This window comes from Pseudoduganella plicata (assembly GCF_004421005.1).
Classification (GTDB): domain Bacteria; phylum Pseudomonadota; class Gammaproteobacteria; order Burkholderiales; family Burkholderiaceae_D; genus Rugamonas; species Rugamonas plicata.
In genome coordinates this window covers 321,477-336,691 of sequence record NZ_CP038026.1, presented here as the reverse complement: position 1 = coordinate 336,691, position 15,215 = coordinate 321,477, and the positions used below count along the sequence as shown (strand labels likewise).

12 protein-coding genes are annotated in these 15,215 nt (G+C 69.1%); all 12 read right to left on the bottom strand.

Annotated features, from left to right (window positions below; genetic code table 11):
- Nucleotides 1-53 precede the first annotated feature (53 nt).
- From E1742_RS01380 to E1742_RS01325, 12 genes are read right to left on the bottom strand one after another with little or no spacing between them, the layout of a single operon-like run.
- Entirely contained in the window at nucleotides 54-614 is a 561-nt protein-coding gene (locus E1742_RS01380) for a HupE/UreJ family protein (RefSeq protein WP_134383048.1), read from the bottom strand.
- 33 nt (nucleotides 615-647) lie between these two features.
- Complete coding sequence (locus E1742_RS01375; RefSeq protein WP_134383046.1) at nucleotides 648-1,727, bottom strand: CobW family GTP-binding protein; 1,080 nt, start codon at nucleotides 1,725-1,727, stop codon at nucleotides 648-650.
- Nucleotides 1,724-3,262, bottom strand: a complete 1,539-nt coding sequence (gene cobJ / locus E1742_RS01370) for a precorrin-3B C(17)-methyltransferase (protein WP_134383044.1) — start codon at nucleotides 3,260-3,262, stop codon at nucleotides 1,724-1,726. The genes E1742_RS01375 and cobJ overlap by 4 nt, the downstream gene beginning before the upstream one ends.
- Entirely contained in the window at nucleotides 3,259-4,020 is a 762-nt protein-coding gene (locus E1742_RS01365; RefSeq protein WP_134387913.1) for a cobalamin biosynthesis protein, read from the bottom strand. Before E1742_RS01365 ends, cobJ begins: the two co-directional genes overlap by 4 nt.
- Before the next feature lie 2 nt (nucleotides 4,021-4,022).
- Nucleotides 4,023-4,799, bottom strand: coding sequence for a precorrin-4 C(11)-methyltransferase (gene cobM, locus E1742_RS01360; protein ID WP_134383042.1), 777 nt, complete (start codon nucleotides 4,797-4,799; stop codon nucleotides 4,023-4,025).
- Nucleotides 4,796-5,548 (bottom strand): precorrin-2 C(20)-methyltransferase, encoded by a 753-nt coding sequence (cobI, locus tag E1742_RS01355; protein ID WP_134383040.1) that lies wholly within the window; start codon nucleotides 5,546-5,548, stop codon nucleotides 4,796-4,798. The genes cobM and cobI overlap by 4 nt, the downstream gene beginning before the upstream one ends.
- Nucleotides 5,545-6,675, bottom strand: coding sequence for a cobalt-precorrin-5B (C(1))-methyltransferase CbiD (gene cbiD, locus E1742_RS01350; RefSeq protein ID WP_134383038.1), 1,131 nt, complete (start codon nucleotides 6,673-6,675; stop codon nucleotides 5,545-5,547). The genes cobI and cbiD overlap by 4 nt, the downstream gene beginning before the upstream one ends.
- Nucleotides 6,662-8,233 carry a precorrin-8X methylmutase gene (locus tag E1742_RS01345; protein ID WP_229466414.1) on the bottom strand — a complete coding sequence of 524 codons (1,572 nt, stop codon included), beginning with the start codon at nucleotides 8,231-8,233 and terminating at the stop codon, nucleotides 6,662-6,664. The genes cbiD and E1742_RS01345 overlap by 14 nt, the downstream gene beginning before the upstream one ends.
- On the bottom strand, nucleotides 8,230-8,928 hold the full coding sequence (locus tag E1742_RS01340; protein WP_134383036.1) for a cobalt-precorrin-7 (C(5))-methyltransferase: 699 nt from the start codon (nucleotides 8,926-8,928) through the stop codon (nucleotides 8,230-8,232). The genes E1742_RS01345 and E1742_RS01340 overlap by 4 nt, the downstream gene beginning before the upstream one ends.
- A gap of 18 nt (nucleotides 8,929-8,946) precedes the next feature.
- A complete protein-coding gene (locus E1742_RS01335; protein ID WP_134383034.1) occupies nucleotides 8,947-10,842 on the bottom strand; it encodes a putative cobaltochelatase in 1,896 nt (631 codons plus the stop codon).
- Nucleotides 10,839-14,882, bottom strand: a complete 4,044-nt coding sequence (locus tag E1742_RS01330; protein ID WP_134383032.1) for a cobaltochelatase subunit CobN — start codon at nucleotides 14,880-14,882, stop codon at nucleotides 10,839-10,841. The genes E1742_RS01335 and E1742_RS01330 overlap by 4 nt, the downstream gene beginning before the upstream one ends.
- The gene (locus E1742_RS01325) at nucleotides 14,875-15,213 is read right to left on the bottom strand and encodes a (2Fe-2S) ferredoxin domain-containing protein (protein ID WP_189569264.1); all 339 of its coding nucleotides are present in this window, start codon (nucleotides 15,211-15,213) and stop codon (nucleotides 14,875-14,877) included. Before E1742_RS01325 ends, E1742_RS01330 begins: the two co-directional genes overlap by 8 nt.
- Between the last annotated feature and the right edge of the window lie 2 nt (nucleotides 15,214-15,215).

Sequence of the window (15,215 nt, the reverse complement as noted above, 5' to 3'; positions counted from 1 at the left end):
GGCACCTCACGGGCCCTTCGGCCCGCGAGGAGCCAGTCCCCGAATATAATCGATCAAGCAAACGCCAGCCAGGCGCCCGCCAGCGAAATCGCTGCGCCGCTGGCGCGCAGCCAGCCCTGCGGCAGCGCGAAGCGGCCCAGCAGGAGACCGGCACAGTGCAGCGCGGCGCTGGCAGCCACGAAGCCCAGTGCATACAGCGCGCCATTGCCCGCAACCGGCATCTCGATGCCGTGCGCGAAGCCATGGAACAACGCGAACACGCCAACGATCGCCAGCGACGGCAGCAGCGGCAGCCGCACGGCAAAGCCGATCAGTGCTCCCAGCAACAGCACCGAGGCCAGGATGCCCGCCTCCACCATCGGCAGCGCCATGCCGGCCATCCCCAATGCCCCGCCCAAGGCCAGGCATGCCACGAAGCCCGCCGGCAGGAGCCACTGCGCGCGTCCGCCCAGCTGCGCGCCCCACAGGCCGACGGCCAGCATGGCCAGCACGTGATCGAGGCCCGTCAACGGGTGCAGCAGGCCGGCCAGCGCGCCGTGGTCATGGCCGGGGTGCGCCAGCGCGGCGCGGCTGTACAGCAATGCGGCCAGGGCGGTCGAATAATGAACTTTCATGAGATGCTCCTTGTGATTGAGATGATGACCCCGTCAGCGCCACGCGCTGCCGGTATGGGTTGCGAGCAGCGCGGCCACGCGGGCGCGGCTCAGGTGATAACCGATAAAGACTAGCAAGGACCGGGCCGGCGCCGCCTGCGCGCCCGGCGACAGCGCCACCCGCGCCCGCACGCCCTGCACCAGCACGGCCGCGTCCTCGTCCGCCAGACGCACGTAGCCCTTGCAGCGCAGCAGCGGTTCCGCGCGCGCCACGGCGACAAGGGCCGCATGCAGGCGCTCCCCATTCTGGGGCGCGTCGGTACGCAGCACGAACGACATCCAGCCCGGGTCCTGCTCGTGGAAGTGCTTGTGCGTGCTCAGGCCGTGGCTGTGCGCCCCCAGGCCGGAATGGGCGTGTCCGTTCAGGCGATACTGCGCGGCCAGCGGCGTCGCGCCCGGGTCGGGCATCGTCGGTGTGAAGTGCATGTGTTCCGTGCGCGTCGGCTGGTGCAGCCGCAGTCCCAGCGCGAGGCGGATGTCGAGCCGCGCGTCGAACGCCAGCTCGAGGAAGCGCACATTGGGGGCGCGCTCGCGCACGCGTGTCTCGGCCCGCAGCAACGCCTCTTCGTCCAACCCGCAGATCTTGTTCAGTACCACCACGTCGGCCGCGGCCAGCTGCTGGTCGAACATCGTGCCCGTCGCGCCGCCGTCGAATTCGTCCGCCAGCAGCAGCGGCGTGTCGACAACCGCCAGCGTGGCATCAAGGATGAAATCGTCGGCCAGGGCGGCGCTTTGCAGCAGCGCCATCGCCGCCGTCGGCAACGCCAGGCCGGACGTTTCGATCAGCACGTGATCCACGTGGGCACGGCGCGCGGCAATGGCCTGCATGGCAGGCACGAACCGTTCGTCGTCGCCGTAGGCGATCAGGCCGTGGGCGAAATCCTCGATGTGGACGTGCTCATCGCCGGCCGCGGCGTCGCGCACCAGCGCGCCGTCCACGGCCACTTCGCCGAACTCGTTGATCAGCAATGCCAGCCGGCGCGTCTGGCGCCGTTCGATCAGGCTGCGCAGCAGCGTCGTCTTGCCCGCGCCGAGAAAGCCGGTCACGATGGTGACGGGGATCGGCTGCTTCATGCGCCCCTCTCCGCCAGCCACGCCATCACCCCGGCGCCGTCGCGCACGGTAGCGGGATAGTCCAGCGCCGGCCGCGCGACGACGATCAGCTCGATGCCCAACGCGCGCGCCGCCTCGACCTTGGCCGCGTAGCCGCCTGCGTCGCCCGAGTCTTTTGTTACGACGCAGTCGATGCCCCAGTCGCGCCACAGCGCCATATTGAATTCTTTTGAAAACGGTCCCTGCATGGCGCAGACGCGTTCTCGCGGGATGCCATGGGCCAGCGCCCGTTCGATCAGCGCGGGGTCGGCGGTCTGGCGCACGAACCACTGGCGCTCCTGCCCACCGGGTGCGCGCACGAACGCGGCGATGTCCTTCGAGCCCGTCGCCAGGAAGATGCGCTGGCCGCGCGCGACGGCGCACTGCGCCGCTTCTTCCATCGTTGCGCACAGCGTACCGTCACCCGGCGTATAGCCGGACGGGCGTTCGTAACGCAGGTACGGGATGTTCAGTTCGCGCGACAGGCCAATCAGCTGTTCCGACATCGCACTGGCAAACGGGTGCGTCGCATCCACCAGCAGCCGCGCGCGGCGGCCGGCGAGCACCTGCCGGCGCGCCTCGACGCCTTGCCGTCCCGCCCACACGGTGGCGCCCGGACAGTCCTGGCGCGCAATGGCGCCGCCATGGTCGCTGGCGGCCGAGACGACCACCGTCGCAGCTGTCGCCAGTTGCGCCGCCAGCGCATTGCCGTCGCTGGTACCGGAGAAGACCCAGACGGCGTCCTCCGGCAGCTCCTGTTCCGGCGCGCCGGCAGCGGGCTGCGTCCAGTCGTTGTAGCCGCGCGGCGTATATATATAGTTGCGCTTCCTGGCCGTGAACCGGTTGCCGACCACGATGGATGTCAGCATGTCGAACTTCAGCCCCGGCAGCTCGTCGAGGCGGTGGATTTCCACCTGCTGGCCGGGCCGGTAGGCATTGCGCACCACGCCGCACAGGGTGCCCGGTGCCTTCGATTCCAGCATCAGCTGCAGCACGCGGTACACGCCTTCTTGCCGGCTCGCGCTCTGCACGTTGTACATCACGCACGCCAGATCGGCCTGGGCGATATGGCGGGCGCGGTGTTCGATCCACTCCCACGGGCACAGCAGGTCCGACAGGCTCAGGGTCGCAAAATCGTGCGACAGCGGAGAGCCCAGCAGCGACGCGCACGCATTGGCTGCGCTGATGCCCGGCACGACATTGACTTCGTACGTATCGTCGTCGCGCATCTCCTCGAACGCCAGCGCGGCCATTGCGTAGATGCCGATGTCGCCACTGGACACCAGCGCAACGCTGCGGCCGGCGCGCGCATGCTCGATCGCCAGCAACGCGCGTTCGCGTTCCTGCGTCAGCGGCGGCGAGTGGATCTCCTTGCCCGCGATATGGGGCGTGATCCAGCGCAGGTACAGTTCATAGGCAACGATCACATCGCTGCCCCGCAGCGCAGCGATGGCGCGCGGCGCGATCAGATCCTCGAAGCCCGGTCCCACCGAGACCAGGTTTAATACACCATTCATGCTATGTTCCATTCGTTGTGATCCATGACGACGGCAACCGCCACGCCGTCCAGGCTTGTTTTCGGCACCACCAGCGTACCGCGCGGGCTGGCGACAAGGGCCGCAGGCTCGCAGACGCCGTCGAGCCCCACGTTCTGCCGCACCCAGTCCGACGGGCGGCTCACCCATGGCCGCGCCGCCAGCGTGGCGCGCGACAGCACGCGCAGCGGCAGCGCGTGGCGGGCGCAGAACCCCAGCAGTCCGGGCTCCTCCCCTTTCAGGTCGACCGTGGCGACTTCGCGCACGGCGTCCAGCTGCAGATCCGCCTGCGCCAGCGCGTGCAGCACGGCCGCTTCGATGCGCTCCGGCGGCACGCCCTTGCGGCAGCCGATACCCAACGTCAGCGGCTTCAAAGCTTCCGTCGCGGTCGTGACCACGGGCGCCGCGCCAACCGCGTTGGCCACTGCATAGGCCAGCGCATTGCCGCCGCCCTCATGGCCGCCCAGCAGCGCGATGGCGTGGCGGCCCGCCTCGTCCAGCACGACGACCGCAGGGTCGCTGTGCTTGTCCGCCGGCAGGCCAGCCAGGAAGCGCACGGCGATGCCGGTGGCACCGATGACGATCCAGCGGGCGTGCAAGCGCCAACCCGCCGCGAACTGCTCCTTCTGCGACATGGCGGCGTCCAGCCAGGGCCGGTGAATCGTGCCGCCCAGTGCTTTCTGAAGCCGGTGCGCCAGCGGCTCGCCGTCCTCGCGCACCAGCCAGATGCCGGGATCCATCGTCACGCAGCGTCCTTTGCCTTCTTCACGACGCGGAACAGGTGCGTGAAGTCCTTCGAATACAGGCTCGATTCTGCGGCGATGCCGCGGTCCAGCGCCGCGCCGACCAGCATCATCGTCGTCAGGTTCCACGCACCGCGTTTGGTTTCCTCCAGCACGGTGCCCAGCGTGCCCTGATAGGTGCGCTGTTCCGGCCAGCTGGCCCGGTACACCAGGCTGACGGGCGTTTCCGGCGGATAGTGCAGCAGCAGGTCGGTGACGATCTTCTTCAGGTGCGGACCGGACAGGAAAATGCACATCGTGGCACGGTGCTCGGCCAGCCGGGCAATTGACTCCAGCTCCGGCACGGCGGACGCACGGCCGCTGACGCGCGTCAGGATGACGCTCTGCGACACCTCCGGTTTTGTCAGTTCCGCGCCGATGGCCGCTGCCGCCGCCGTGAACGACGACACGCCGGGCACGATCTCGTAGGCGATGCCCAGCGCATCGAGACGCCGCATCTGTTCGGCCGTGGCGCCGTAGATGGCAGGATCGCCCGAGTGCAGCCGCACCACGTCCATGTCCGCGTCGCGTGCGCGCAGGTAGCAGGCCTGCTGCTGTTCCAGGTCCAGCTGGGCCGTGTCGATCAGCTCCGTGCCGGGCTGGCAGTGTTCCAGCATCTCGACGGGTACAAGGGAGCCCGCATACAGCACCATGCGCACGCTGCCCAGCAGCCGTGCGCCGCGCAGCGTGATCAGGTCGGCTGCGCCGGGACCGGCACCGATGAAATAGACCTTCATGTCGTTCCTTCAGGGTTGAGTGCGCGCTGGCTGCGCGGGTTGCGCCGCACCAGCAGCGTGGCCAGGTAGCCCATCGCATCGTCCGCGACCAGGGTTCCCACGTCCGTGCAAAGCAACTCGCCAGGCAGGCCGATGCGGCGCGCAAAGGCGCAGTGCTGCGCGATGTCCATGTCGCGCAGCAGGTCGAGTACCCACGGCAGGCGGGTGCCGACCTTCATCAGTACGACGATGTCGTGCGTCTCGATCTCGTGGCGCAGTTGTTCCGGCGTCTCCGGGCAAGGCAGGATCAGCACCCTTTCCTTGCCTTCGCCCAGCGGCCAGGCCAGCGCCGAGGCGGCCGCCGCGTAACTCGTCACTCCCGGGAACGTGCGCTGCGGCAGGTCGGGGATGCGTTCGCGCAGCGCCGCCAGCACGTAGCCGTACGTGGAATAGGTCATCGAGTCGCCGATCGTCAGGTACGCAACGTTGCGCCCGGCACGCAGTTCGGCGGCGATCGCGTCCGCCAGTCGGGCGTAATGTTCGTTCAGGACCGTGCGGTCCGGGTCCATATTGAATTCGATCTCGCGCAGCTTCGCCCGGTCCGGCACGAAGCCGGTGCCGGCCAGGCATTGCAGCGCGACGGAATCGGCCACGCCGCGCGCCCGCGGCGCGTAGATCAGGTCCGCGGCACGCAACGCGTCCAGCGCCGCCACGGGCAGGTAGCCGGCCGGACCGGGCCCGGTGCCGATGCCCCAGAACGTGCCCGTCATTGCCGCCCTCCCAGCAGATTGCCGGCCAGGTCGAACAGCCGCACTTCCAGCCGGGACACGGACGGCACGCGCGCGTGCGCCAGCCGGCCGATGCGGTATTCCACCTCGCGCCAGAACGCTTCCGCGCCGGGCTCCTGCTTCAGTATTTCCATTGCCGCTTCCACCGTATTGGCCATTCCAATCTGTCGCACCATCTCCGGTGCATATCCCATTTCCGCCGCGACGCGCGCGACACCACCCATCGCCATCCGGCTTTTGCCGGAGTGCGTGTCCCAGTAGCCGTCCAGCACCTTGGCGAGTTTGCCCGGATGCCCGGCCAGCCACAGTTCATCCAGCTTGCGTCCTTCCTCGCGCAACGCGCGCTCCGTGAAGTCCAGCGCGTCGCCGAGAAAATTCGCGATCTGCACGGTGCGCGCCTCGGGCAGCGCCAGCACGTCGCGCGCGTAATCGCGGCCGATCTTGCCGGGCAGGTAGGCTGCCCGCGCGGCGCCGCCCGCCAGCGCCACCCGGACGTACACCTCGATCGACGCGATCCACGTTGCCAGCGACATGGGCTCGACGATGCCGGACGTGCCGAGTATCGAAATCCCGCCCACGATGCCCAGGCGCGGATTGAACGTCTTCGCGGCGATGGCTTCGCCGTTCTCGCAGCCGATCGTCAGGTCGAAGCCTTGCCCGCCGTCGTCGGCCACTTCCGCCACCGCCGCGCGCATCATCTGGCGCGGCACGGGATTGATGGCCGGCTCGCCCACCGCCACGCGCAGGCCGGGCGCCGTGGCAGTGCCGACGCCGCGCCCGGCGAAAAAACGCACTATACCGGCGTCGTTGCGCGCGACTTCGGCAAAGATCGTGGCGCCATGCGTGCTGTCAGGATCGTCGCCGCCGTCCTTCAGCACCTCGGCGCGCACCGCGTCGCCCTGGCGCATGACGCCGGCCACCGGCACCGTCAGGTAATGCACGCCGTCGGGCAGGCTGACGTCCACCGCCCCTTTGACTTCGCCCCATAGCAGCAGGTACAGCGCCGCCTTCACGGCAGCCGTGGCACAGGTGCCCGTGGTACGGCCACGCCGCAAACCGTTCAGCGCCAGGACCGACAGGTCGAGGGGCTGTCGGTCAGCCGGTGCCACCCGCCGCCAGCCCGTTCAGCGCGTCGATCATGAGGCCGTTGACGACGCTGGCGGCCCATGGCGAGCCGCCCCGCGTGCCGCTGTTGGTGATGCGCGGCACCTGCAGGCTGCGGCGCAACAGCTCCTTGGTTTCGCGCGTGCCGACGAAACCCACCGGCAGCCCGACCACCAGCTGCGGACGCCAGCCATGCTCGCGGATCAGGCGGACCGCTTCGGCAATCGCCGTGGGCGCGTCGCCGATGGCGACGATCACGTCGTTGCCGAACTTCTCCCAGGCGCGGCGGATGCCGGCGGCCGAGCGCGTAATGCCGTACTGGCCCGACATCAGGTGCGTTTCGCGATCGTGCACGCCGCACCACGTGTCGATGCCAAGCTGCTCCAGCAGCTCGCGCTTCAGGCCCGTCTGGACCATCGTCACGTCCGTCACGATACGGCGGCAGCGCAGCAACGCGCGGATGCCGCTGTCGATGGCGCCCGGGGAAAAGTAGAAATCGTCGACCGCGTTGAAGTCGCCGGACGTGTGGACGATGCGCTGCAGCACCGTCAGCTGGTCCGACGGGAAGCCCGACCAGTCCCGTCCCGCCGCGATGATCTGGAAGCTCTCCGCTTCGATCGGGTGCGGCACGTACGTCTTGTACAACGGCCCCGCCTCGGGCTTAGCCTCTCCCTCGCGCGCCAGCAGGCCGCGCACGGCCACATGGTGGGCCCGCTGCGGTTCGCCCACCTGCTGCTCGAAGCCGACGATCTGCACGCGATATTTGCACAGCGAGCAGTTCATCGCGGCGCGGCCCTCGATCGCTTCACGGGCGCGGTCGATCATGACGTCCGCCACCAGCGGATGCACGCCGAAATATCTCGCCTTCAGCACCTCGACACCCGGTTCGCGCTGCGCCAGCTCGTCCGCCGCGTTGTAGATCCTTTTGACCAGCACGCCGTCGAACAGGAAAAATGGCAGCACGACCAGCCGCCGGTAACCCAATCGCGCGGCGCGGCGCAGCCCGTCCGCCACCAGCGGCTGCGCCGTGCCCGAATAGCAGACCATCACTGCGCCGAAGCCCATTCCTTCCTCCAGCATGCGCGCCAGCTTGGCCACTTCGCCGTTCGCATCCGGGTCGGTCGTGCCCCGTCCGACGACCACCAGGCAGGTCTCCGAGCGGCGCACGGTCTCCGGGGACATCGCCTCCGCCTCCACGATCCGCTCCTGCGCAAGTTGCAGCAGCTTCGGATCAAGGCTCATCGGCGCGCCGAAATGGAAGTCCACATCGGGGAAGTCGCGCGCCAATGCCTGCATCTCGGCGGGCATGTCGTTCTTTGCGTGCCGCGCTGCAAGCAGCACGCCCGGGACCAGCGCCACCTGCCGCGCACCGCGTTCGACGTTGGCGGCGGCCGCCTCGGCGATGGTCGGGCTGGCGAATTCCAGGTAGCCGTGCGTGACGATATCGTCGGGCGCGCGCTGGCGCACCAGCGCCACCAGCGCCTCGAACTCGCGCACGGCGTCCGGATCGCGGCTGCCGTGACCCGCAACGACAATGCCCATCGCGATGCCCGTCGTGCTCATGGCGCCGGCTCGATCTGGCTGGCCATCGGCGCCAGCGTGCGGATCAGCATGATGCTCATGTCCGAGCAGCGATGCTCGGCGCATTCGGCCAGCGTGCCGTGCCACTCCGCTTCGCCGCGCGTCAGGTTTTCCCACACTTCCGTCGGATGGTCGGCGGGGATACCCTGCTCCATCAGCCACGCGGCGATATGCCACGGCATGAACGAACGCGCCTCGTCCCACGGGCACGGGATGACGATGGCGTTGCGGCCATCCTGCAGTACATGCACGAGGTGGCGCTTGAAGGGTGTCAGGTCGCCGCGCCGGTGGAACGTGACGAACGTCGTCTCGTCGAAGCACACCCGCGCGCGCGACGCGAGGATCTGCGCGGACGATATCCCCGGCAGCGATTCGACGGGATGGCCGCAGGCCCGCTCGACCCGCTCCAGGTACTGGAAGCCGCTAAAGTGGATGTCGCCCATGAAGACGACGACGCAGCGCTTGCCGGCATGGTGTTCGAGCGCCACCTTGTCCAGCTGTGCCACCTGGTCGCGATAACCCATGCCGATCACCTGCGCCCCGGCGGGAATCAGGTCGCGTACGACATCGAGTACGGCATCAAAGCCCGCGACGACGTCGGCATTGCGGATCAGTTCCGCGCCGCGCTGGGTCAGGTAGCCCGTGTCGCCGGGTCCCGCGCCGATACATACGATCATTTCAACTCCATTGTTTGTTCATGCGCCGGCCAGGCGCGTGCGCACTGTCAGCGCCAGGCTGTCGGCCGACAGCTCTTCCAGTGTCAGGCAGTCGGCGCCCAGCGCGGTCGCCAGTTGCGCCGCGCGGCCCAGCCGCAGGTAGCCGTTTTCCGTGTCGATCACCAGGGCCGGCACGCGCCGCGCCGCCAGTTGTTCGGCCAATGCCAACGCCTCGCGCCATGGGTCGCCGCCTTCCGCCAGCGCCACGTTGGCACGGCCGTCCGTCAACAGCACCAGCAACGGCGGCAGCGCGGCCGCATCCGTGCGCTGCAGCGTTTCCAGTACCAGTTGCAGCGCATGCGGCAGCGGCGTGCGTCCACCCGTCGGCAGTTCTCGCAGGCCCTGCTCGGCCAGATCGACGCTGCGCGTGGGCGCCAGCAGCAGCTCCGCTCCCTGGCCGCGGAATGCAACCACGGCCACATGGTCGCGCCGCTGGTAGGCATCCGTCAACAGGTCCAGCACGGCCCCCTTCAGCGCGGCCATGCGGCTTTGCGCGGCCATCGAGCCGGAAGCATCGACGACAAACAGGATCAGGTTCGCGCTGGTGCCGGCCCGTACCTGCTGGTGCAGGTCGGCCCGCGTCACCCGCAGGTCGCCGCCACGCAGGGCGGCGCTGCGCAACGTGGCGCCGATGGCGATGCTGGTCGGCTGCTCGTCCGGTACCGCGCGCACCGCCTGGCCGCGCGGCGCCTGGGCTGCCGCGCTGCGGCGCCCGGCCGCGCCATATGCCGCGCCGGCAGCGACATCGATCCGCGGCGCCTGGCCGCTGGCGGCGGCAGCGAAGACCTGTTCCTCTTCGTGACCGGCCCCCGCGTCGCCATCGTTTTCGTCCTGTGCGTCGCCGTCGCCGCCTTCGGCGCGCTGCGGTGGCTGCGCTGCCTGCCGCAGCAGGTCGTCCAGCCGGTCCTGGTCCAGGCCCGGCTGCTCGAACGGCTTGCGGCGGCGCCGGTGCGGCAGCACCAGTTGCGCCGCGGTGCGCAGGTCTGCCGGCGTCACTTCCTGCCGGCCATCCAGCGCCGCCAGCGCGCGCGACGTCTTGTGCAGCACGATGTCCGCGCGCAGGCTGGCCACGTCGAACTCGCAGCACAGGTGGCTGATCAGGTCCAGCATCGCGTCGTCCAGGCGCACGTCCGGCAGCAGCCGCTGCGCCGCCGCCAGCCGCGCGCGCAACGCCTCCTGTTCGTCGTGCCACTTTGCCGCGAATCCTGCCGGATCCGCTTCGAAGCCGATCCGGCGGCGCACCACTTCGGCGCGCTCGGCCTTGTCGCGCGGGGCCGCGACTTCCACCATCAGGCCGAAACGGTCCAGCAGTTGCGGCCGCAGGTCGCCCTCTTCCAGGTTCATCGTGCCCACCAGCGTGAAGCGGGCGGGATGGGAAATCGACAGCCCTTCGCGCTGCACGCTGTTGACGCCCATCGCGGCCACATCCAGCAGCACGTCCACCAGGTGGTCGGCCAGCAGGTTGACTTCATCGATGTACAGCAGCCCCCGGTGGGCCGAAGCCAGCAGCCCGGGCTGGAATGCGCGCGCGCCGCCCTGGAGCGCGCTGGCGATATCCAGGCTGCCCAGCACGCGGTCTTCGGTCGCGCCCAGCGGCAGGGTAACAAACGGCACGTCGGATGCCTGCGGGGTGCCGTCGCGGCATATGTCGCAGGGCTCGGCGCGGTGGTCGGGCGCGCAATTGAAGGCGCAACCGGGCACACGGGCGACGGGCGGCAGCACGGCAGCCAGCGCGCGCGCGGCCGTGCTCTTGGCCGTGCCCTTGTCGCCGCGGATCAGCACCCCGCCGATGGAGGGATCGACGGCGCACAGCATCAGCGCCGTGCGCAACTGCGCCTGGCCGACAATGGCGCTGAACGGGAAGATTGTGCTCATCTTATTGACTCATTCGATTGACCGCTGCGTGCCGTCTCGCCGCGTTCTTCCAGCAAGGCTTCGCTTTGCAGATACAGTTCGCGCAGCCGTTCCAGCGTGGCCGGATCCGGCGCCGCCCACATGCCGCGCCCCGCCGCTTCCAGCAGGCGTTCGGCAATCGCGTTCTGCGCCCATGGATTGGCTTCTCGCAGGAAGCGCGCCATGTCGGCATCGAACGCATACGTCTGCGCCACGCACTCGTACATCCAGTCGTCCATCACGCCGGCCGTGGCGTCGTAGCCGAACAGGTAATCGACGGTGGCCGTCAGTTCCAGCCCGCCCTTGTAACCGTGACGCTGGATGCTGGCCAGCCACTTCGGATTGACGACGCGCGAACGGAACACCCGCAGCGTCTCTTCCTTCAGGTCGCGCACCTGCGCGCGCGACGGATCATGGCTGTCGCCGAAGTAATGGCGCGGCTGCTGGCCCGACAGCGCGCGGATCGTCGCGATCATCCCGCCGTGGAACTGCAGGTAGTCGTCGCTGTCGAAGATGTCGTGTTCGCGGTTGTCCTGGTTGTGCAGCGCGATCTGCACGCCGGCCAGACGCGTACGGAACGCCGCCCGCTCATCACCGCCCTGCGTGCCGCGCGCATAGGCGTAGCCGCCCCAGTTGACATAGGCCTCGGCGAAGTCGCTGTCGCCTTCCCAGTTGCGATGCTGGACCAGCGGCAGGATGCCGGCGCCGTAGCTGCCCGGCTTGGCGCCGAAGATGCGGTAGCCGGCGCGGCGCGCGGCTTCGCCTTCGTCGATGCCGCTGCCGATCGCTTCCGCCAGCTCCGCCAGGTAATGCTTGCGCACGAAATTGTCCGTCGGCGGCTCGTCCAGCGCGATCACCTGCTGGACAGCGTCGTCGATCAGGTCGATCAGCTGCGGGAACGCGTCGCGGAAAAAGCCGCTGATGCGCGTGGTGACGTCGATGCGGGGCCGTTTCAGCTCCGCCAGCGGAACGATCTCGATGCCGCACACCTGCCGGCTTTCGTGCCGCCAGACGGGCCGCACACCCAGCAGGGCCAGGATCTGCGCCACGTCGTCGCCGTGCGTACGCATCGCGCTGGTGCCCCAGATGCTGATGGCGACGCTTTCCGGCCAGCCACCCGTCTCGCGCTGATAGCGTTCCAGCACTTCGCGCGCGAGTTGCTGGCCGACGCGCCAGGCCGATTGCGACGGCACGCTGCGCGGGTCGACGGAGTAAAAATTCCTGCCTGTCGGCAGAATGTGGGCCATGCCCCGTGTAGGGGAGCCGCTCGGACCGGCCGGCACGTAGCGCCCGGCCAGACCGGCCAGCAGATTGTCGATCTCGTCGCTGGCGAGACGCAATTTCGGCACCAGCTCGCGGCAGGCGAAGTCCAGTACCTGGCGGATCGCGTCGAAACGCGCGGGACCAGCAACGGTGGCGCGTGGCGCCGGCGCCGGCGCCGCCGTTTTCGGGCGCGGGCGGCCCAGTTGCGTGACGACGCTGGCGCGGCTGCGCGCGGCCGGCTGCAGGCGTCGCGCCGCATCGTCGTCAAGCGTGCCGAACACGCGGTCCAGCACCGCGTCGATGGCGGCCGGCGCATAGCCGGCCGCACCCAGTTCGACAAACAGGCGGCTGCACAGGATCTCCACCGCATCGAGCGCGTTGGCGCGCGATACCACGGCGCGGCCCGCAAGCCGCGCCAGGCTTGGCGCTGCATTGATGCGCTGGCCGTCGGCGCCGGGCGTCGTCAGCAGCATGTCGACCGTCAGCCCGAACAGGCCGGCCACCGCCGCCTGCAGGCCGGGCACGTCCAGGTTCGGCAGGCGGGTCAGCGAGACCAGCATGTCCGGCATCTGGGCGTCGTCCGGGCAGCGGCCCAGGATGTGCAGGCCGTCGCGGATCTGCGCGGAACCCAGTTCGCACAGGTAGCCGTCCAGGTCCTCGATCAGGTGCGCGACGTCCGAGCCGCCCATCGCCGCCAGCGCTTCCGGCAGGCCATGGTCGTGCTCGTGCTCGTGATCATGACCGTGGTGGTGATCATGGTCGTGATGGTGATGGCCATGACCGTGTTCATGGTCGTGATCGTGGTGCAGCAGCCGGGCCCGCATGTCGGCGTCCAGGTTGGTCTGCTTCACGAGGTCCCAGATCTGCTGCTGCAACAGCGGCAGCTTGGCCGGGTCCAGCACTTCAACCTGGTAGTACTCGTCCACCAGCTGCGTCAGCTGGGCCAGTGCACCGTAGGTGTCGGCCGTCGTCATCGGCGGCGTCAGGTGGTCGACGACCACGGCGTGGGCGCGCCGCTTGGCCTGCGAGCCTTCGCCCGGATCGTTGATGATGAACGGGTAGAACAGCGGCAGGTCGCCCAGCAGGGCGTCCGGGAAGCACGCTTCCGACAGGCCGACACCTTTCCCGGGCAGCCACTCCATCGTGCCGTGCTTGCCGACGTGGACGATGGCATCGGCGCGCCATTCGTCGCGCAGCCAGCGGTACAGCGCGTAGTAATGATGCGTCGGCGGCAGGTCGGGCTGGTGATAGATCGCGTCCGGGTCCATGCCGTAGCCGCGCGGCGGCTGCAGCGCCACGAACGCGTTGCCCAGGTCGATGCCTGCCAGCGCCAGGTGGCCGTCGTGGACATACGCTTCGCCCGGCGGCGGCCCCCATTGCGCCGTCATCCTGTCCTGCAGCGACTGCGGCAGCTCGGCGAACCACTCGGCATAGCGCGCCGCCGGGACCCTGCCGGCGGCGCCGGCCAGCTGCTGCGCCGTCACATACAGATTGTCGTACGAGCAGCGCGCCACCAGGTCGTGGATCAGGGTCGTGCCGTCCGCCGGCAGGTCGCCGATGGCATAGCCCGCATCGACCATCCCGGCCAGGATGCGCATCAGCGATGCCGGCGCGTCCAGCCCGACGGCGTTGCCGATCTGCGCGGCCTTGCTGCTGGAATTGGTAAACATGAAGGCGACGCGCTTGTCCGCATTGGGCACGCGGCGCAGGCGCGCATAACGGGCGGCCACGCCGGCAATGCGGGCGGCGCGATCGGCCAGCGGCGCGTATTCGACTGCCTCGCCGGGCAACCCGGCCGCGCCTTCCTTGAACGACAGCGGCACGGTGATGATGCGGCCGTCGAATTCGGGCAGCACGACGTTCATTGCCGTATCGAGGGGATTCAGGCCGCGCGTGGAGGCTTCCCACTGCGGCAGGGTCATGCCGCTCGTGATGGCCTGCAGCACGGGAACGTCCAGCTTTTCCAGCACGCCGACGGACCAGCCGGCCGGCGTGGTGCCGCCCGGCGTGATCTCGCCCATGGCAAACGACGTGGTGTTGATCAGCACATCGACTTGTGCGGCAATGAAGTAGCGCAGCGCTTCCGGCACGCCTTCGCCGGCCCGCAGCGACGACGTGAACACGGGCAGCACGTCCATGCCGCATGCTTCCAGCGCCGCCAGCAGCGCGTCGACAAAGCGCGTGTTCCCGCTCATCCAGTGGGCGCGGTAGAACACGATGCCAACGCTGGGCCGGGAAATGTCGCGCAAAGCCAGCCAGTCGGGCAACGCGGCGCAGGACGGCAGGTCGGGATGATAAATGCCGTGCTCCGGCAGCGGCTGGGCGGGCTCGAAGCCGTAACCCGTCAGCAGCAGGTGATCGGACAGGTAGCGCAGCAATTGCGCCAGATTGGCGCTGCCGCCCGCATGGAAGTACGCGAGCGCCATCTGCAGCACGTGCGCCGGCACGGTGGACACGGCGGCCAGCTCGGGATCGGGTTCGCCGGTGCCGCTGACAACGATCAGATGCCGGCCCTGCCGGCGCGCCTTTTCCACCAGCTCGCCGAAGCCGGCCACGCCGCCCAGGCGGCCCAGCACGCGCACGACAATGACGCGGGCGGCGCGCAGGGCGCCGTCCAGCAGTCCGGCCGCGTCCTGTTCTTGCAGGTTGACGCCGGCCACCGGACCGAAACCCACCGGCAGTTGCGCGCACGCCTGGTGCAACACGGCGAGGTCGTTCGAGGCATGCGTCAGCAGTGCGAGACGCGCGATATCATTCATTCTTTGGCTCCGGTGCGCAGGTATCGCCCTCGCCCAGGCGGTGGAAGATCAGGTCCACCACTTCGCGACCGCCCACGAGATGCTCTTCGACGATGCGCGCCGCCGCCGCTTCGTCCACGCGCTGATACCAGACACCTTCCGGATACACGACCAGCACCGGGCCGCTGAACTTGCACGCGACCATGCAATGCGTGCGCGTGCGTTTGACCGCCAGCTCGGGACGCGCGTCGATCAATGCCCCCATATGCTCGAACACCGCCTGCGCCCGGCCTTCGCCGGGCGTGCAGCGGGGGCCGACGCACATGAACACGTGCCGGTCATGAGCGCGCATCG